Here is a 16,375-nt window from a genome sequence, read left to right as displayed (position 1 = left end):
CGCGCCTGGGCCCCGGGGTCCCGGCACGAGCGCGGGTCCGGAGCCGCGAGGCGGGTTCGTCAGCCGAACAGGATCAACCCCGCGAAGCCGAGCGAGCCGACGATGATGCGCCACCACGCGAACAGCCGGAAGCCGTGGGAGGAGACGTAGTCGAGCACGGTGCGGACCACGACGAAGGCCGAGAGGAAGGCCACGACGAAGCCGATGACGATCAAACCGGCATCGTCCTGCGAGAGGTTCTTGTAATTGTCGAGGAGATCCTTGGCGAAGGCGCCGGCCATGGTGGGGATCGCGAGGTAGAACGAGAACTCGGTGGCCGAGCGCTTGTCCGCCCCCATCAGCATCGCGCCGACGATGGTGGCGCCGGAGCGTGACACGCCGGGGATCATCGCGATGCACTGGAACAGGCCGATCTTGAAATCCATCGGCAGGGTGAAGTCGAAGACGTCGCGCTTCTTCACCTCGAGGTCGGTCTCGTCGAGGACGAGGAGGACGAGGCCGCCGGCCACCAGGGTGGCGCAGACGATCCACGGGTTGAACAGGTAGAACTTGATGGCTTTCGAGAACAGGCCGCCGATGATCGCCGCCGGCAGGAAGGCGAGGAGGATGCCGAGGACGAAGCGTCTCGCGTTCGGATCGCTCGGAAACGCCACGGCGATTCCGAGGAGGCGGCGGAAATAGACGGCCAGGATCGCCAGGATCGCGCCGAGCTGGATCAGCACCTCGAACGTGTTGTTGGGCGATTGGAAGCCGATGAAGTGGCCGACCAGGAGCTGGTGGCCGGTGGAGGAGACCGGAATGAACTCGGTGGCGCCTTCGACGACGGCGAGCACGACCGCCTTCACGATGCTCATGGCATCCATCATGTCTCGCCTCGGTTGTTGTGGGGTGGGAGCGCGGGGTCGCCGGACGGTGTCGGCGATCAGAGTTGACGAGCGGTTACCGGAACATGTCCAGCGTGTTAATGAGGCGGCAATGATCGGGCAATAAGTCTCGACTGGCGACCCTCACCCACCGGCGGTCTCGATACGGCGCGTCCCGCGGTTCCATCCCCTTCGAAACGGCCTCTATGGCGACGCTTCACCACTCCCCCTTCTGTCCGCATTCGCGCTTCATCCGTCTCGTGCTCAGCGAGATGGGCATGGAGCCCGCACTCGTGGAAGAGCGGGTCTGGGACCGGCGCGAGGCGTTCCTCCTCATCAATCCGGCCGGGACGACGCCGGTCCTGGTGGAGGAGACCGGGCTCGCGGTGCCGGGGGCCGGCATCATCGCCGAATATCTGGACGAGACCCGCGGCCTCGGCCTGTCCGGGCGCCGGCTGCTGCCGGAGGCCACCGCCGATCGCGTGGAGGTCCGCCGCCTGCTCGACTGGTTCCTGGTGAAGTTCGATGCCGAGGTGACCGGCTATCTCGTCACCGAGAAGATCTCGAAGCGCTTCATGACCAGCGCCAATGGCGGCGGTCCGCCGGACATGCATGCCATTCGTGCGGCGCGCACCAATGTGCGCTACCATATGAAGTATATCGGCTACCTGATGTCCCGCCGGAAATGGATCGCCGGCGACCATCTGACCTATGCGGATCTCGCGGCCGCGGCCCACCTCTCCTGCGTGGATTATCTCGGCGACGTGCCATGGGACGAGGACGAGACGGCGAGGGACTGGTACGCGCGGCTGAAATCGCGCCCCTCCTTCCGGACGCTGCTGGCGGACCGGGTTCCGGGCATGGCCCCGGCGGATCATTACGCGGACCTGGATTTCTGAACGCCCCTTCGGGCCAGTTCCGGGCAGAGGGCAAGCAGGCCGCCGGCCGCCGTGAGCAGCGCAAAATTCTCTCCGGCGTTGCCCTGAGGCAAGCGCTCGAGGCCCGCGCCCGGCATCTCGGCTTCGACGCGGTGCGGGTGACCACCCCCGATGCGGTGCCGGCCCTGCGCGAGCGGCTGCCGGCCTGGCTCGCCGCCGGGCATCACGGCGAGATGGAGTGGATGGGGGAGCGCGCGGACCAGCGCGCCGATCCGGCGGTTCTCTGGCCGGGCGTTCGCAGCATCGTGATGTTGGGCATGAACTACGGCCCCGAGGCCGATCCGCTTGCGCTGCTGGCGCTGAAGGATCGCGGCGCCATCGCAGCCTATGCCCAGCGCCGCGATTATCACGATGTGGTGAAGGGCAAGCTGAAGGAGCTCGGCGGCTACCTCTCCGCTAAGGGCGACGTGCGGGTGAAGGTCTTCGTCGATACCGCGCCGGTGATGGAGAAGCCGCTCGCCGCCGCGTCGGGCCTCGGCTGGCAGGGCAAGCACACGGTCCTGATCTCGCGCGAGCACGGCAACTGGCTCCTGCTCGGGGCGATCTATACCTCCGCCGATCTCGTGCCGGATTCAGCCGAGTCCGACCATTGCGGCTCCTGTCGGCGTTGCCTCGACATCTGCCCGACCGCCGCGTTCCCCGCCCCGTACCAGCTCGATGCGCGGCGCTGCATCTCCTACCTCACCATCGAGCACGAGGGGCCGATCGCGCCCGAATTCCGCGAGGCCATCGGCAACCGGGTCTTCGGTTGCGACGATTGCCTCGCCGTCTGCCCCTGGAACAAGTTCGCCGCCGCCGCCTCGGAGGCGCGCCTCGGCGCGCGGGCCGACCTCGCCGCGCCTCCCCTCGCCGAACTGGCGCGTCTCGACGATGCGGCCTTCCGGGCGCGGTTCGCCGGAACCCCGGTGAAGCGCACGGGGCGCGACCGCTTCCTGCGCAACGTCCTCATCGCGATCGGCAATTCCGGCGATCCGGCGCTCGCTCCAGAAGCTGAACGCTGTCTCTCCGATCCGTCGCCCCTGGTGCGCGGCATGGCCGTATGGGCGTCGAGCCGCCTCACCGACGCGGCGGCGATGCGCGGCCTTTTCAACAGACACGCCATCGGCGAAACCGATGCCGAGGTCGGCGCCGAATGGCGCGCGGCACTCGATCACGCGGGAAACACGTCGGCATGAACCTCTTCGTCTTCGGTCTGGGTTTCACGGCGCGCCGCTTCGTCGAACGCGCGGCGGGGCGGTTCGGCGAGATCCGCGCCACCGTCACCGACCCGGCCCGGCCGGGCGCTGGCCTCGACGGCGTCGCCCTGCGCGGCTTCGGCCCCGAGACGGACGACGCGCGGATCGCGGGCGACCTCGCCGATACGGACGTGCTGCTGGTCTCGGCACCGCCGTCCCGCGACGGCGACACGGTGCTGGCCCGCTACCGGGACGCCATCGCCGGCAGCCGGATCGGCTGGATCGGTTATCTCTCCACGATCGGGATCTACGGCGACCAGCAGGGTGCCTGGATCGACGAGACGACGCCGCCCAACCCCACGAGCGGGCGCTCGCATGGCCGCATCGCCGTGGAGAAGGCCTGGCTCGCCTTCGGGCAAGAGACCGGCAAGGCCGTGCAGGTGTTTCGGCTGTCCGGCATCTACGGGCCGGGCCGCAACCCCATCGTGAAGCTGCGCGAGGGCAAGTCGCAGCGCATCATCAAGCCGGGTCAGGTGTTCAACCGCATCCATGTGGACGACATCGCCACGACCCTGCTCGCCTCCATCGACAGGCCGAGGGCGCAGGCGGTCTACAACGTCACCGACGACGAGCCGACGCCGCCGCAAGTGGTGACCGAATACGCCGCCGGCCTCGCCAACCTGCCGCTGCCGCCCGAGATCGATTTCGAGACGGCGGATCTGAGCCCGATGGCGCGCAGCTTCTACGGCGAGAACAAGCGCGTGCGGAACCGCCTGATCCGCGAGGAGCTCGGCGTCGATCTCGCCTATCCGACCTACCGCGAGGGCCTGGCCGCGCTGGTCGCCGATGCCAGGGCGTGACGCTCGAGAACATATCCCATCGCGAGGACGACGCAGATTTCGGTCATTTCCCTCACAGGAGGGAGCCGAATGGCAGCGAAGCGTCTGTTGTCGCGATTGCGTCTTTGCTCGGGCATGGATGATCTACGGCGGAATGAATGATTTCAGTTTATTTTTAGTCGGCCCCCGACCGCAGGAATCCCCCTTGCGCGACCGGTTTTCGGATCGGGCTGTAAAAAAATTCGATGCGGGCTGCTAGGTTTCTTGCGAAGACTTTCTCTATCTGAGGAGGAAGAATTCATCTCGGCTCGAATTCACGCTGATCTATGGAATTGCGGTATTCATGTCTTGATTCATCGGAGCCGTGTGCGATCCGGCCATCGATCAATTTTGGCCCCATCCTCTGCATACTAACATCGGTTTATAATAAATGTGTCGTATAGGCAAAGTCACGTCTAGTACATCTATATCGGTAGATTTCTATATTGTTGTAGAAACTTGCCTTAAAATATGGTGCGACAATTTGAATGCAAGTCAAATGCGCTATTTCACGATCACATTGACTTCTCATTAAGGCGCTCTTCGCATAACGATGCTTGAAGCATGAGGGGCACCGGCTGATTCTGGCGGTTTTGCGCAAGTATCGCCATCGAATGGAAAGCGGGTCGTGGCGGCACACGGTTCATGGTCAGAGCGAAATTCGTTCACCCCGCAAGGGTGCGGGCGATTCTCACATCCGCCTCAGACTTGCATCCGCCTCGGACTTGCCGGTCGATGAGTGAAGCGATGACGTCGCCGCTGAAGATGGCCGCGTGGCTTCGAACGATGGTCTGGCGGCTGCGACCGTCCGCAACCGATGCCCGACCCGCCAGCGGGGATCTGCCGACGGACATGTCTCGCCGGACTCATTTCCCCGGCCGTGCCTTCCGCGGCGCGGATGCGGGACGGTCCGGCCTTCGCATCGTCCTGAAGGGCTGGTCGAGATCCGTGCGGGCCTTGCGCGCAAGCGAGGAGAGAAGGCGGCTGGGCGAGGAGCGTCTCGCGCTCGCGCTCGATAGCGGCGTAGAGGGGATCTGGGATTCGAACCTCGCCAACGGGACGATCTGGATGTCCGAACGCTGGCTGGCGCGGCTCGGTTACGCCGTCGATGCCATCGAGGCCCGCCAACCGATGGATCACATCGTCCATGCGGAGGATCGTGAGCGCCTGACCCTCGCCATGGCCGAGCATATCAGAGGCCTCACCTCCACCTGCGAGTGCGAGCATCGCGTGGTCTGCCGCGACGGCACGTCGTTCTGGGTCCTGACCCGCGGTCGCGTCGTGGAGCGTGACCGCACCGGCCGGGCCCTGCGCGCGGTCGGAACCCAGATCGACATCACCCATCGCCACGAAGCCGAGGCGCGGGCCGAATACCTGGCCCTGCATGACGACCTGACGGGCCTGCCGAACCGCCGCCTGCTTCGCCACCATCTCGACCGGGTCGTGATGCGCCCCCGCGAGGGCCGCTCCACCGTCGCGGTCCTCACCTGCGATCTCGATGGCTTCAAGGCGGTCAACGACACGCTGGGCCATAGCGGCGGCGACCGTCTCCTCCGCATCGTCGCGGACCGCCTGCTCCAGGCGGTGGGCGACGGCGGCACCGTGGCGCGGCTCGGGGGCGACGAATTCGCGCTCGTGCTCGAAGGGCTCGGCGGTCCGCACGAGGCCGATGCGATTGCCCAGCACGTGATCGCGGTTCTCGGCGCACCCATTGAGATCGACGGCATGGTGGTCGAGATCGGTGTCGGCATCGGCGCCGCGATGGTGCCGGAGGAGACCATCACCGCCGACGACCTGCTCCGGCGGGCGGATATCGCGCTCAACGAGGCCAAGACGACCGGGCGTGATACTTATCGGCTGTTCGAGCCCGCCTTGGCCGCGCGCCATTCCTCGCGGCACCTTCTCGCCTTCGACATGAAGGAGGCGATCCGGCGGGGCGACTTCTTCCTCGTCTATCAGCCGGTCATCGACCTCGTGACCGACAGGGTCACGAGCTTCGAGGCTTTGATGCGCTGGCATCACCCCGAGCGGGGGCTCATCTCGCCCGGCGAATTCATTCCGGTGGCCGAAGAGACGGGATTGATCGTGTCGCTCGGCGCCTGGGCCCTGGCGGAGGCGTGCCGCGAGGCGATGACGTGGCCGGACGAGATCCGCGTCGCCGTCAACGTCTCGACGGTGCAGTTCCAGCACGACCTCGAGCGCTCGGTGTCGAGTGCCCTCGACGGGGCGAGCCTGTCGACGGATCGGCTCAAACTCGAAGTGACCGAGAGCGCGCTGATGCGGGACCCGGAGGGCGTCGTGGCGACGTTGCACCGCCTGCGGGCACTGGGCGTCAAGATCGCCCTGGACGATTTCGGCACCGGATACTCGTCGCTGAGCTATCTCCGTCGGTTTCCCTTCGACAAGATCAAGATCGACCGCGCCTTCATCAAGGATATCGCGGAGCCGGACGCGGCGGCCATCGTCCGCGCGGTGGTCGGCCTCGGCGAGCGGCTCGGCATGGGGATCGTGGCCGAGGGCGTCGAGACGACCGAGCAGCTCGAACTCGTCAGGAGCGAGGGCTGCGACGAGGTGCAGGGGTTCCTATTCAGCCGGCCGCTCCCCGCCAACGAGGTCGCGGCCTATCTGAAATCCCGCCGCGTGAGCGCGGCGGCCTAAGCAGGCTTCGCAGAAGTGGCCCCCGGTTCTGCGATGTAAACCTGCTGAGGGGCTCAGGCCGCGCGCTTGTTCGCGGCCGGGCCGAAATGGCCGATATAGCGGGCGGCGATGGCCGAGACCGGCAGGACGACGAACACGTCCGTGGTGCCGAACTGGTGGTCGATCACCGCGCCGTCGCCGAAGGTGGCCCCCACCCGCAGGTAGCCCTTGATCAGTGGCGGCAGGGATTGGAGCGCCGCCTTCGGGTCCACCACCTCGCGCGGCAGCCTGTCCATGGCGACGTGACGCCCGGGCAGCGCCCTGGCGCACCAGGGCTCGGGGGCGCGGGCATGGTGGTGGAGGAAGCTGAGCGCCAGGGCGAGCCTGTCCGGGTCGGTCCCCTCCAGGCTGGCGCAGCCCAGCATCGCGTCGATGCGGTGGTGCTGGACATAGGCCCAGATCCCGGCCCAGAGCAGCTCCACCGTACGCTTGGTCCGGTAGGGTTTCAGCACGCAGGAGCGGCCGAGTTCGAGGAAGCGCTTGCCGGGATGCGCCGCCAGCAGCGGTGCGATGTCGTATTCGCCGGCGGTGTAGAAGCCGAAATTGCGGTCGGCCGCGTCCTGGCGCAGCAGGCGGTAGGTGCCGACTACCTTCGGCCTCGGGCGCCGGAAGGGTTTCGCCTCCGTCGCCGCATGGTCGATCACCAGCAGGTGGTCGCAGACCGTGTCGTAATCGTCGATGTCCCGCCGGGACAGCAGCGACATGCCGGAGGCCACCGCCGACATCTCCTGGTAGAATACCTGGTAGCGCAGGCGCTGGGCGCGGCGGATCTCGGAAACGGTGGTGGCGAGGCGGACTTCGAGATCGCCGATGCGTCCGAGGACCGGGTCGAGCCCCGGTGCGGCGAGGGGCTTCTTCAGGCGCGGCTTGAACCGGATCGGCGTCGCACCGGGGGGAACCAGCGCCCTGGCGCCGAAGCCGGGAAGGCCGGCAAATCCCGGAATGCCCGCGAAACCCGCATGCCCCGCCTCAAGGCGTTTCTGCTTGAACCGGGCGATGGGAGCATGGACATGCGCCTCCCAGCCATTGAGCCACGCCGTGGAGGCATCGCGTGCGAAGTTCGGGACCATCAGTCCATTCCGCTCTGTCGGACCCGCGAGGCCGGCTCCCGATGGAGCGCCGGAGCCTCATATCCGCGAGGTCACATCACCACGAAGCCCGAACGCTTTTATGACAGGCTTTTGCGTGAATCCAGAGACGGTTAGTGTCGCGCCGAAATGGTTCGCCGGCGACCCTTCCATGGGTAGCCGCCGAACCTTTCCCATTCTCCTCTTCTCCGGCTCAGGCACCGGGGAAGAGAGGCCAGCCGAACCGGTCTCAGACGAACTGGTTCAGGCCGGGGATCGAACCGACGATCGGCCCCATCACGTCCTCGCCGGCCTTCTCGCGGCCGAAGGCGAAGAGTTCGCGGCCGAGGGGCTGCATCTGCCCCATGGGCACGCCGGCCGCCATCAGCTTCTGGCCGAGGGCCAGCACGCCCCCGCCCATCATGCCGCCGAGCATGCCCATCAGGCCGCCGCCGCCCTCGCCCTCGTTCGCCTGGGCCGCCGCCGCATCCGCGCCGGGCATCGCCGCGAAGAGCTGGGCGACCTCGGTGGCCGGGCCTTCCTTCTGCAGGAAGGCGAGGATGTGGCCGATGGCCGTCTGGGCCGTCGCGGCGTCGAGCCCGGTCTTGGTGGTGACGCGGGCAATCAACTCTTCCATGTAACGATGCTCCAACGCATGAGTGTGCCTAGTCCATCTGGTCTGTCCGCGATGAAATCAAGCGCCGGGTGCGGTGCTGCTGGAAAATGCGTCCCCCGGGCGTCATAACTGCGGGGTCGCAGCGCTGGGCGCGACGCGAGGCGGTGGGATCAGGCGACCATGCAGAGCGACGGCACCCTCCTCGTTGGCAAAAGCGGCACCAAGCCGGAAGCCCTCACGCTCAGGCTCGCCAACCGCCACGGCCTCGTGGCCGGGGCCACCGGCACCGGCAAGACGGTGACGCTCCAGGTACTGGCCGAAGGGTTCTCCAATGCCGGCGTCCCGGTCTTCGCCGCCGACATCAAGGGCGACCTCTCGGGGCTGGCGGCGGCGGGCGAATCGAAACCGGTCTTCGTCAAGCGCGCGGAGGAACTCGGGATCACGTACGAGCCCGACCGTTTCCCCACCGTCTTCTGGGACCTGTTCGGGGCGCAAGGGCACCCCATCCGCTGCACGGTGATCGAGATGGGGCCGCTGCTGCTGGCCCGGCTGCTCGAACTCAACGACACGCAGGAAGGCGTGCTCAACATCGCCTTCCGCGTCGCGGACGACAACCAATGGCCGGTCCTCGACCTGAAGGACCTGCGCGCGCTGCTGCTCTATTGCACCGAGAACCTCAAGGAGATCTCGGGCAAATACGGCAACGTCTCGGCCGCCTCCGTCGGGGCGATCCAGCGGCAATTGCTGATGCTGGAGAACCAGGGCGCCGACCAGTTCTTCGGCGAGCCGGCGCTCGACCTCAACGATTTCATGAAGCGGGACCGCGACGGGCGCGGCATCATAAACATCCTGGCCGCCGACAAGCTGATGCAGCGGCCGCGCCTCTACGCCTCGTTCCTGCTCTGGATGCTGTCGGAACTGTTCGAGCAGCTGCCGGAGGTGGGCGACCTCGACAAGCCCAAGCTGGTCTTCTTCTTCGATGAGGCGCATCTCCTGTTCGACGATGCGCCCAAGGCCCTCCTCGATGCCGTGGAGCAGGTGGTCCGCCTGATCCGCTCCAAGGGTGTCGGCGTCTATTTCGTGACCCAGAACCCCCTCGACCTGCCGGAATCGGTGCTCGGCCAGCTCGGCAACCGGGTCCAGCACGCTTTGCGCGCCTTTACGCCGCGCGACCAGCGGGCGGTGAAAGCCGCCGCCGACACGTTCCGGCAGAATCCCGGTTTCGACGTCGCCTCCGCCATCACCGAACTCGCCGTCGGCGAGGCCCTGGTGAGTTTCCTCGAGGCCAAGGGCACGCCCTCGATGGTGGAGCGCGCCCTCATCGCTCCGCCGCAGGGCCGGGTCGGGCCGCTGAGCCCAGCCGAGCGCGCGGAGTTGATCGCGAAAAGCCCGCTGCGCGGCAAATACGACGAGGCGGTGGACAATGAGAGCGCCTACGAGATCCTCGCCGCTCGCAAGGGGCTGGATTCCGCTCCTGCCGAGGCGGCGCAGCAATCGGAAGGCGGCCTGAGCGGCATGCTCGGCAATCTCCTCGGCGGAGTCCTCGGCTCCAAACCCGCCGCGAAGGGAGGCCGACGCCCGCCGCAGGGCCTCGCCGAACAGGTCATCGGCAACGCCGCTCGCTCCATGGCGCGGACGGTGGGAACGCAGGTGGGCAACGCGATCCTGCGGAACGTGCTGGGCGGGTTGATGAAGCGGTGATCATTCGGAAAGAGCGGCTCGTTATCCGATGGCCTTGTCGTTGAAGGAAGCACTCGCACGACGGGGCGTACCAAAGGTCGCATCCAGCGCCCGTTTCGGTACCCCCATTCGTCTGCGGCTGCGCATGAACGCTGAGATCGACCGGCCGGTCGACGTGGCGCGCCTCCTGGTCTCGCAGGGCGTGTCCCTCAAGCGGGCACATGCGTTCCTTCAGCGGATCGCCGCGGGCGATACGGTCGCCGCTCAAATGTGGAGCGAGGATTCCGGCGCTCTCGTGGCCCGGTTCTCGGACCTTGGAATCGAGGCCGTCGAGTTGAGAATTCCGGACGTCAGTCCCAAGGAGATCCGGACGCGGATGAACCTGTCCCAGGCGGATTTCGCGACGGCATTCGGATTCGAGCTCGATACGGTGCAGAACTGGGACCAGGGCCGCAACCGGCCCGACGCCTCCGCACGCATCCTGCTCGCCATCATCGCGCGCCATCCCTCCATCGTGGAAGCCGTGCTCGCGGAACGGGACGACATCGGATTCAAGCCGGGGTGAGCGGCGCTCCGGCATCGTTGCATTGACAAATCACCCCCTCCACGCTTATCCACCGACGCTCGCGCGGCTTCCTCGACGAAGTCCGCGCGTTTCGCGTTCGCAGCATCGCTCGATCGGTGTCGCGGATGACCTGAACAAGAAGACGGTCCAGGCTCGCTAGGCTGGAGGCCGGCAGAGAACACGAAGAGAGAACGATGTTCGCAGTCATCAAGACGGGCGGCAAGCAGTATCGCGTTGCCGCCAACGACACCATCACGATCGCCACCGTCGAGGGCGAACCCGGCTCCGCCGTGACCTTCGGCGAAGTCCTGCTGTTCACGGACGGCGCGGGCGCCACCCAGGTCGGCGCTCCGCTCCTGTCGGGCATCAGCGTCGCCGGCGAGATCGTCAGCCACGGCCGCGACGCCAAGGTCATCGCCTTCAAGAAGCGCCGCCGTCAGAACTCGCGCCGCAAGCGCGGTCATCGCCAGCACCACACCGTGGTGCGCATCACCGGCATCAGCGCCTGACGTTCTGATCGAGACATTTCGGAGTTTAAGCCACCATGGCCCATAAAAAAGCAGGCGGTTCGTCCCGCAACGGCCGCGATTCGGCCGGCCAGCGCCTCGGCGTGAAGAAGTTCGGTGCCGAAGCCGTCATCGCCGGCAACATCATCGTCCGTCAGCGCGGCACCAAGTTCCACCCCGGCGTCAATGTCGGCATCGGCACGGACCACACCCTCTTCGCCAAGGCGGATGGCCGCGTGCTGTTCCTGACGAAGCGCGGCCGCGCCTTCGTCACCGTCGTGCCGCATCAGGAAGCCGCGGAGTAATCCACGGTCTCCCACGGCGGAGCGGCGTGCCTTCCTAGGCAGGCCGCGCGACGATCGTCCGACAGCGAAGGGAGGATGGCGCGCCATCCTCCCTTTCGTCGTCTCGACGATCGGTCCCGCCCGGAGGTGTGGCGTTCGGGAGCGGACCCGCGATGACGAAGGGTAGTCTCGGTCTCGCGGGGCTCGCCGTGGTCGGTTCGGTCGTCCTCGCCCTCTTCGTTCTGGGTGAGGGGCGCGAACCGCCCGCACCCTCTGTCGCGGAGGTGCCCCGACCGGTGCCAGGGCCGTCGCGCAAGAGTCCGACGCTCTATTGCGAATTCTACAATTTCGTCGGGCGAAGCCCCAAGGTCGGCTTCGCCTTCGCGATCTCCGACCAGGACGAGCGGCCGGTCTTCGCCCAGGTGAGCCAGTTCGAGATGGACGGTAGCCGGGCCGATTTCGGTGAGGGCGTGCCGCGCCCGATCTGGGCTTTCGACGATGCGCAGGTGCCGGCGACGCTCACGTCTCCGGATGGCGCCATCGTCATCAATCTCTACGCCTACGACCGGACGAAGTCGGGTGGGGCGTGGTTCGAGGCGGGCCTGCGCAGCGTGCAGTACCTGAACCTCGACGGGAAGTGCCGTCAGGGCGCAGCCTGAACCCGAACCCGCATGTGATTCGCGTAAGGTCCGGCCCCAGATGGGGGGCAGGGCACAAGCGAACCCAAGACAGAGACGAGAACACCCGTGAAATTCCTCGACGAAGCCAAGGTCTATGTCCGCTCCGGTGACGGCGGCGCCGGCTGCGTCGCGTTCCGGCGCGAGAAGTTCATCGAGTTCGGCGGCCCCAACGGCGGCGATGGCGGCCGTGGCGGCGATGTCTGGGTCGAGTGCGTCGACGGCCTCAACACGCTGATCGACTATCGCTACCAGCAGCATTTCAAGGCCAAGAAGGGCGAGCACGGCATGGGCTCGAACCGCCACGGCGCCAATGGGGCGGATGTGGTGCTGAAGGTGCCCGCCGGAACCGAGATCATCGCCGAGGATGGCGAGACCCTGATCGCCGACATGACCCATATCGGGCAGCGCGTGCGCCTGGCCAAGGGCGGCAATGGCGGCTTCGGCAACGCCTATTTCACCACCTCGACGAACCGCGCCCCCAAACACGCCAATCCGGGCCTCGAAGGCCATGAGCAGTGGATCTGGCTGCGCCTGAAACTCATCGCCGATGCCGGCCTCGTCGGCCTGCCCAATGCCGGCAAGTCGACCTTCCTCGCAACCGTGACGGCGGCCAGGCCCAAGATCGCCGATTATCCCTTCACCACCCTGCATCCGGGTCTCGGCGTGGTCCGCTCGGACGAGCGTGAATTCGTGCTCGCCGACATTCCCGGCCTGATCGAGGGCGCGCATGACGGCGTCGGCCTCGGCGACAAGTTCCTCGCCCATGTGGAACGCTGCCGTGTGCTGCTCCACCTCGTGGAGGCCACGAGCGAGCATGCCGGCAAGACCTACAAGCTCGTCCGCAAGGAACTCGAAGCCTATGGCAACGGGCTCGCCGACAAGCACGAGATCGTCGCCCTGTCGAAGTCCGATGCCGTCGATCCCGACACTCTGAAAGAGCAGGTCGCGCGCCTGAAGCGGGCCTCCAAGGCGAAGCCGCTGATCCTCTCCTCGGCCACCGGCCTCGGTGTGCAGGACGCCCTCCGCGCGATCACCCGGGAGATGATGGAAGCCAAGGCCGCCGAGGCCGAGGCACGGCCGGCGGAGGCTTGGCAGCCATAAACGAGCGTTTTGTCTGCCGCGCGACTCGCGATAGAGTGCTTCGATGTCTATCGAAGTCCTTTATCTGCTGAGGAAAGACGATCCGGGAGCCGCGCTCCGGGATTTGGACGACGTGACCCTGCTTGCGGATGTGACGACCGATGACGGTGCGACGATTCCAGTCGGCACGGCAGGGACGATTGTCGGCGTCTGGCGTGACGGCGAAGCGTTTGAAGTCGAGTTCGCGCTCCCCGAGGGAGCAGTGGCGACGGTGCATGCCGGGGCGTTGACCCGCACGCGGCGTAGCGCCTCTTGAGCCGAGATCTACCTTCGATCCGTGGTCTGACGATCAGCGAGGACAAGGTGACTCGCTACTGTCTCAATATCGATCATCCGCGCGGCGGCCCGAAGGCGAGATTTCTGTTCCGCTTCGGTTTCGAGGCTGGCGAGCCGCGTGTCCTGCAGGATTCGCTCGCCGATCACCTTCTGCTCGCTCCAGACGCATGGACGATCTCGACTGCGCAAGGCGACACCAAGATCGTGTGCGAGGGGCCGATCACTTCACCGGATGGGCGCCACCCCATGATCCGAACCGTCTGGATGCTGGAGGATGGATTCGCCGCTTTCGTTACCCTCATTCCTCTCTCGCGCGGAAAGCCGAGTCCGATAACGTGAGGCGACGGGTCGGTATCGCCCCGACCCATGCGCTGCCGCTGCTGTTCAAGGGTGAGGACTTCGTTCACACGGATATCGCGTTCGCCTACACCCCCGTGCCATGACCTCTTCTGCCCAAACCGCCTTGTCCCAGATCCCCGTCCTTCAGGATTTTCGCCGCGTCGTCATCAAGGTCGGCTCGGCGCTTCTCGTCGACCGCGCGCGCGGTCGCCTGCGCCATGCCTGGCTCGCGGCTCTCGCCGAGGACATCGCCGATCTGCATGCGCGGGGCGTGGATGTCCTCGTGGTTTCTTCGGGCGCCATCGCTCTGGGGCGGACGGTGCTTGGCTACGCGCCCGGCACGCTCCGGCTGGAGGAGAGCCAGGCCGCCGCCGCCGTGGGGCAGATCGCGCTCGCGCGCTACTGGGCCGAGGCGCTCGGCCATCACGGCATCGCCGCCGGCCAGATCCTGGTGACGCCGCAGGACACCGAGGAGCGCCGCCGCTACCTCAATGCCCGCGCCACGGTGCTGAAGCTCCTCGAAGTCCGGGCCGTGCCGGTGGTCAACGAGAACGATACGGTCGCCACCAGCGAGATCCGCTACGGCGACAACGACCGTCTCGCCGCCCGCGTCGCCACCATGATCGGGGCCGACGTCCTGGTGCTGTTCTCCGATATCGACGGGCTCTACACGGCCCCCCCCGCCACCGACCCGGAGGCGCGGCACCTGCCCCTCGTCGAGCGCATCACGCCCGAGATCGAGGCCATGGCGGGCGGGCCGGCCTCGGAATTGTCCCGCGGCGGTATGCGCACCAAGGTCGAGGCGGGCAAGATCGCCGCCAGCGGCGGCACCCACATGGTCATCGCCGACGGACGCGAGAAGAACCCCCTTCGCACCATCCTGCAGGGCGGGCGATGCACCTGGTTCCTGTCCGGCTCGAACCCCGTCGCCGCCCGCAAGGCCTGGATCGCCGGGTCATTGGAGCCGCGCGGCGTCCTCGTGGTCGATGCCGGGGCGGCCCGTGCCTTGCAAGGCGGCGCGAGCCTTCTGCCGGTCGGCGTCACCGGATTGTCGGGCAGCTTCGGGCGCGGGGACGCGGTGATCATCCGGGACGTGCAGGGACGCACCCTGGGGCGTGGCCTCGTGGCCTATGACAGTGCACAGGCTGCGCAGATCATCGGTCGCCCGAGTCGGGAGATCGCGGAATTGCTTACTCATCCCGGTCGTTCTGAAATGGTGCATCGCGATGACCTCGCAATGGTCGGGGAATAGGCTCGAATATTGAGCAATGTGCTTGTTTTGCTGCCTTAACGCGTGGCATGAGGGCACAGTCAACATGCCGCCATCGCCTTGAACGGTGAGCTGCGAGGAAACAGACCGTGCCCGTTCTGAATCTGAGATCCGATTTCGCCGCCGCTCCCGATCTTACCGAGCAGATGCAGGAGATCGGCCACCGGGCCCGTGCGGCCGCCCGCAAGATCGCCCAGGCTTCGGCTCAGGCGAAGGACGTCGCCCTTCGCCAGGTGGCCGATTGCCTGAGGGCGAGCCGGGACGCGATCCTCGCCGAGAACGCCCGCGATGTCGCCGCCGCCACGACGAGCGGCCAGACCCAGGCGCTGATCGACCGCCTCACCCTCGACGAAGGCCGTCTCGCCGCCATGGCCGACGCGGTGGCCAAGATCGGCGCGCTGCCCGATCCCGTCGGTCGCCAACTCGCGGCGTTCGAGCGCCCGAACGGGCTGCTGATCGAGCGGATCGCCGTGCCGCTCGGCGTCGTCGGCGTCATCTTCGAGAGCCGCCCCAACGTCACCGCCGATGCGGGTGCCCTCTGCCTCAAGGCCGGCAACGCCGCGATCCTTCGCGCCGGGTCGGACAGCCACCGCACCGCCATGGCCATCGCGCGTGCCATGCGCGAGGGGCTGGAAGCCGCCGGCCTGCCCGCGGATGCGGTGCAGATCGTCCCCACCCGCGACCGCGCGGCGGTGGGCGCCATGCTGTCGGGCCTCGATGGCTGCATCGACGTCATCGTGCCCCGGGGCGGGCGCGGCCTCGTGGAGCGGGTCCAGGCCGAGGCCAAGGTGCCGGTCTTCGCCCATCTCGACGGCATCTGCCACGTCTACGTGGCCGCCGGCGCGGATCTCGACATGGCGCGCACGCTGGTGACCAACAGCAAGATGCGCCGCACCGGCATCTGCGGCGCCGCCGAGACCCTGCTCGTCGATGCCGCCGTGGCGGAGACCCACCTCGCCCCCCTGGTCACGGCACTGATCGAGGCCGGCTGCAGCGTCCGCGGCGATGCGGCGACGCAGGCGGTGGATGCACGGGTCACCGCCGCCACCGAGATCGACTGGCGCACCGAGTATCTCGACGCCATCATCGCCGTGAAGGTGGTGGACGGGCTCGACGCCGCGATCGCCCATATCGAGGCCAACGGCTCGCACCATACCGACGCCATCGTCACGGCCGACGCCGCCGAGGCGGCGCGCTTCCTGGCGGAGGTCGATTCGGCCATCGTCACCCACAACGCCTCGACGCAATTCGCCGATGGCGGCGAGTTCGGGTTCGGCGCCGAGATCGGCATCGCCACCGGGCGCATGCATGCGCGCGGTCCCGTGGGCGTGGAGCAGCTGACGACCTTCAAGTACCGGGTCCACGGCCGTGGGCAGACTCGTCCCTGATGCGGATGGCCGG

Annotated in this window: 18 protein-coding genes; 15 read left to right on the top strand and 3 right to left on the bottom strand. The window is 67.1% G+C overall.

Annotation, left to right across the window (positions count from 1 at the left end):
* Window positions 1-59: 59 nt before the first annotated feature.
* A complete protein-coding gene (locus ACYQR9_RS02970) occupies window positions 60-863 on the bottom strand; it encodes an undecaprenyl-diphosphate phosphatase (protein WP_056423249.1) in 804 nt (267 codons plus the stop codon).
* 206 nt (window positions 864-1,069) lie between these two features.
* Between ACYQR9_RS02970 and ACYQR9_RS02965 the strand changes: the two genes are divergently transcribed.
* From ACYQR9_RS02965 to ACYQR9_RS02950, 4 genes are all read left to right on the top strand, one after another.
* Complete coding sequence (locus ACYQR9_RS02965) at window positions 1,070-1,762, top strand: glutathione S-transferase family protein (protein ID WP_018041671.1); 693 nt, start codon at window positions 1,070-1,072, stop codon at window positions 1,760-1,762.
* A 137-nt stretch (window positions 1,763-1,899) separates the two neighbouring features.
* On the top strand, window positions 1,900-2,976 hold the full coding sequence (gene queG, locus ACYQR9_RS02960) for a tRNA epoxyqueuosine(34) reductase QueG (RefSeq protein ID WP_461228633.1): 1,077 nt from the start codon (window positions 1,900-1,902) through the stop codon (window positions 2,974-2,976).
* The gene (locus ACYQR9_RS02955) at window positions 2,973-3,836 is read left to right on the top strand and encodes an SDR family oxidoreductase (RefSeq protein ID WP_461228632.1); all 864 of its coding nucleotides are present in this window, start codon (window positions 2,973-2,975) and stop codon (window positions 3,834-3,836) included. Before queG ends, ACYQR9_RS02955 begins: the two co-directional genes overlap by 4 nt.
* A gap of 870 nt (window positions 3,837-4,706) precedes the next feature.
* Window positions 4,707-6,512 carry a putative bifunctional diguanylate cyclase/phosphodiesterase gene (locus ACYQR9_RS02950; RefSeq protein ID WP_461228631.1) on the top strand — a complete coding sequence of 602 codons (1,806 nt, stop codon included), beginning with the start codon at window positions 4,707-4,709 and terminating at the stop codon, window positions 6,510-6,512.
* Between the two features lie 53 nt (window positions 6,513-6,565).
* Here the strand turns inward: ACYQR9_RS02950 and olsB are convergent, their stop codons facing one another.
* Complete coding sequence (gene olsB / locus ACYQR9_RS02945; protein WP_461228630.1) at window positions 6,566-7,621, bottom strand: l-ornithine N(alpha)-acyltransferase; 1,056 nt, start codon at window positions 7,619-7,621, stop codon at window positions 6,566-6,568.
* A 247-nt stretch (window positions 7,622-7,868) separates the two neighbouring features.
* Window positions 7,869-8,255 carry a DUF2267 domain-containing protein gene (locus tag ACYQR9_RS02940; RefSeq protein ID WP_461228629.1) on the bottom strand — a complete coding sequence of 129 codons (387 nt, stop codon included), beginning with the start codon at window positions 8,253-8,255 and terminating at the stop codon, window positions 7,869-7,871.
* 159 nt (window positions 8,256-8,414) lie between these two features.
* On the opposite strand from ACYQR9_RS02940, the gene ACYQR9_RS02935 reads away from it, so the two are divergent.
* The 11 genes from ACYQR9_RS02935 (at window position 8,415) to ACYQR9_RS02885 (ending at window position 16,362) form a co-directional block, all read left to right on the top strand.
* Entirely contained in the window at window positions 8,415-9,935 is a 1,521-nt protein-coding gene (locus ACYQR9_RS02935; protein WP_461228628.1) for a helicase HerA-like domain-containing protein, read from the top strand.
* A gap of 124 nt (window positions 9,936-10,059) precedes the next feature.
* Window positions 10,060-10,479 carry a helix-turn-helix domain-containing protein gene (locus ACYQR9_RS02930; RefSeq protein WP_461228627.1) on the top strand — a complete coding sequence of 140 codons (420 nt, stop codon included), beginning with the start codon at window positions 10,060-10,062 and terminating at the stop codon, window positions 10,477-10,479.
* A gap of 194 nt (window positions 10,480-10,673) precedes the next feature.
* A complete protein-coding gene (gene rplU, locus ACYQR9_RS02925) occupies window positions 10,674-10,988 on the top strand; it encodes a 50S ribosomal protein L21 (protein ID WP_056422333.1) in 315 nt (104 codons plus the stop codon).
* A gap of 35 nt (window positions 10,989-11,023) precedes the next feature.
* Window positions 11,024-11,290, top strand: a complete 267-nt coding sequence (gene rpmA, locus ACYQR9_RS02920) for a 50S ribosomal protein L27 (RefSeq protein WP_056422330.1) — start codon at window positions 11,024-11,026, stop codon at window positions 11,288-11,290.
* A gap of 152 nt (window positions 11,291-11,442) precedes the next feature.
* A complete protein-coding gene (locus ACYQR9_RS02915) occupies window positions 11,443-11,928 on the top strand; it encodes a hypothetical protein (RefSeq protein WP_461228626.1) in 486 nt (161 codons plus the stop codon).
* A gap of 87 nt (window positions 11,929-12,015) precedes the next feature.
* Window positions 12,016-13,050: a GTPase ObgE gene (obgE, locus tag ACYQR9_RS02910; RefSeq protein ID WP_056422324.1), complete on the top strand. Its 1,035-nt coding sequence runs from the start codon at window positions 12,016-12,018 to the stop codon at window positions 13,048-13,050.
* 43 nt (window positions 13,051-13,093) lie between these two features.
* On the top strand, window positions 13,094-13,345 hold the full coding sequence (locus ACYQR9_RS02905; RefSeq protein WP_461228625.1) for a DUF4926 domain-containing protein: 252 nt from the start codon (window positions 13,094-13,096) through the stop codon (window positions 13,343-13,345).
* Entirely contained in the window at window positions 13,342-13,704 is a 363-nt protein-coding gene (locus ACYQR9_RS02900) for a DUF6883 domain-containing protein (RefSeq protein ID WP_461228624.1), read from the top strand. Before ACYQR9_RS02905 ends, ACYQR9_RS02900 begins: the two co-directional genes overlap by 4 nt.
* A complete protein-coding gene (locus ACYQR9_RS02895) occupies window positions 13,701-13,808 on the top strand; it encodes a type II toxin-antitoxin system VapC family toxin (RefSeq protein WP_162239882.1) in 108 nt (35 codons plus the stop codon). Before ACYQR9_RS02900 ends, ACYQR9_RS02895 begins: the two co-directional genes overlap by 4 nt.
* Complete coding sequence (gene proB / locus ACYQR9_RS02890) at window positions 13,805-14,956, top strand: glutamate 5-kinase (RefSeq protein ID WP_056422313.1); 1,152 nt, start codon at window positions 13,805-13,807, stop codon at window positions 14,954-14,956. Before ACYQR9_RS02895 ends, proB begins: the two co-directional genes overlap by 4 nt.
* A gap of 107 nt (window positions 14,957-15,063) precedes the next feature.
* The gene (locus ACYQR9_RS02885) at window positions 15,064-16,362 is read left to right on the top strand and encodes a glutamate-5-semialdehyde dehydrogenase (RefSeq protein WP_461228623.1); all 1,299 of its coding nucleotides are present in this window, start codon (window positions 15,064-15,066) and stop codon (window positions 16,360-16,362) included.
* Window positions 16,363-16,375: the final 13 nt, after the last annotated feature.

It is taken from the genome of Methylobacterium sp. CM6241, from assembly GCF_054817845.1.
Note: the sequence above shows the minus strand (reverse complement) of the source record. Positions and strands in the feature narration are given on the sequence as shown.

Excerpts from the sequence above, each read along its gene's own strand:
- ACYQR9_RS02970 (WP_056423249.1), bottom strand. The coding sequence starts at position 863 with ATGGATGCCATGAGCATCGTGAAGGCGGTCGTGCTCGCCGTCGTCGAA.
- ACYQR9_RS02965 (WP_018041671.1), top strand. The coding sequence starts at position 1,070 with ATGGCGACGCTTCACCACTCCCCCTTCTGTCCGCATTCGCGCTTCATC.
- ACYQR9_RS02955 (WP_461228632.1), top strand. The coding sequence starts at position 2,973 with ATGAACCTCTTCGTCTTCGGTCTGGGTTTCACGGCGCGCCGCTTCGTC.
- ACYQR9_RS02950 (WP_461228631.1), top strand. The coding sequence starts at position 4,707 with ATGTCTCGCCGGACTCATTTCCCCGGCCGTGCCTTCCGCGGCGCGGAT.
- olsB (WP_461228630.1), bottom strand. The coding sequence starts at position 7,621 with ATGGTCCCGAACTTCGCACGCGATGCCTCCACGGCGTGGCTCAATGGC.
- ACYQR9_RS02940 (WP_461228629.1), bottom strand. The coding sequence starts at position 8,255 with ATGGAAGAGTTGATTGCCCGCGTCACCACCAAGACCGGGCTCGACGCC.
- ACYQR9_RS02935 (WP_461228628.1), top strand. The coding sequence starts at position 8,415 with ATGCAGAGCGACGGCACCCTCCTCGTTGGCAAAAGCGGCACCAAGCCG.
- ACYQR9_RS02930 (WP_461228627.1), top strand. The coding sequence starts at position 10,060 with ATGAACGCTGAGATCGACCGGCCGGTCGACGTGGCGCGCCTCCTGGTC.
- rplU (WP_056422333.1), top strand. The coding sequence starts at position 10,674 with ATGTTCGCAGTCATCAAGACGGGCGGCAAGCAGTATCGCGTTGCCGCC.
- rpmA (WP_056422330.1), top strand. The coding sequence starts at position 11,024 with ATGGCCCATAAAAAAGCAGGCGGTTCGTCCCGCAACGGCCGCGATTCG.
- ACYQR9_RS02915 (WP_461228626.1), top strand. The coding sequence starts at position 11,443 with ATGACGAAGGGTAGTCTCGGTCTCGCGGGGCTCGCCGTGGTCGGTTCG.
- ACYQR9_RS02905 (WP_461228625.1), top strand. The coding sequence starts at position 13,094 with ATGTCTATCGAAGTCCTTTATCTGCTGAGGAAAGACGATCCGGGAGCC.
- proB (WP_056422313.1), top strand. The coding sequence starts at position 13,805 with ATGACCTCTTCTGCCCAAACCGCCTTGTCCCAGATCCCCGTCCTTCAG.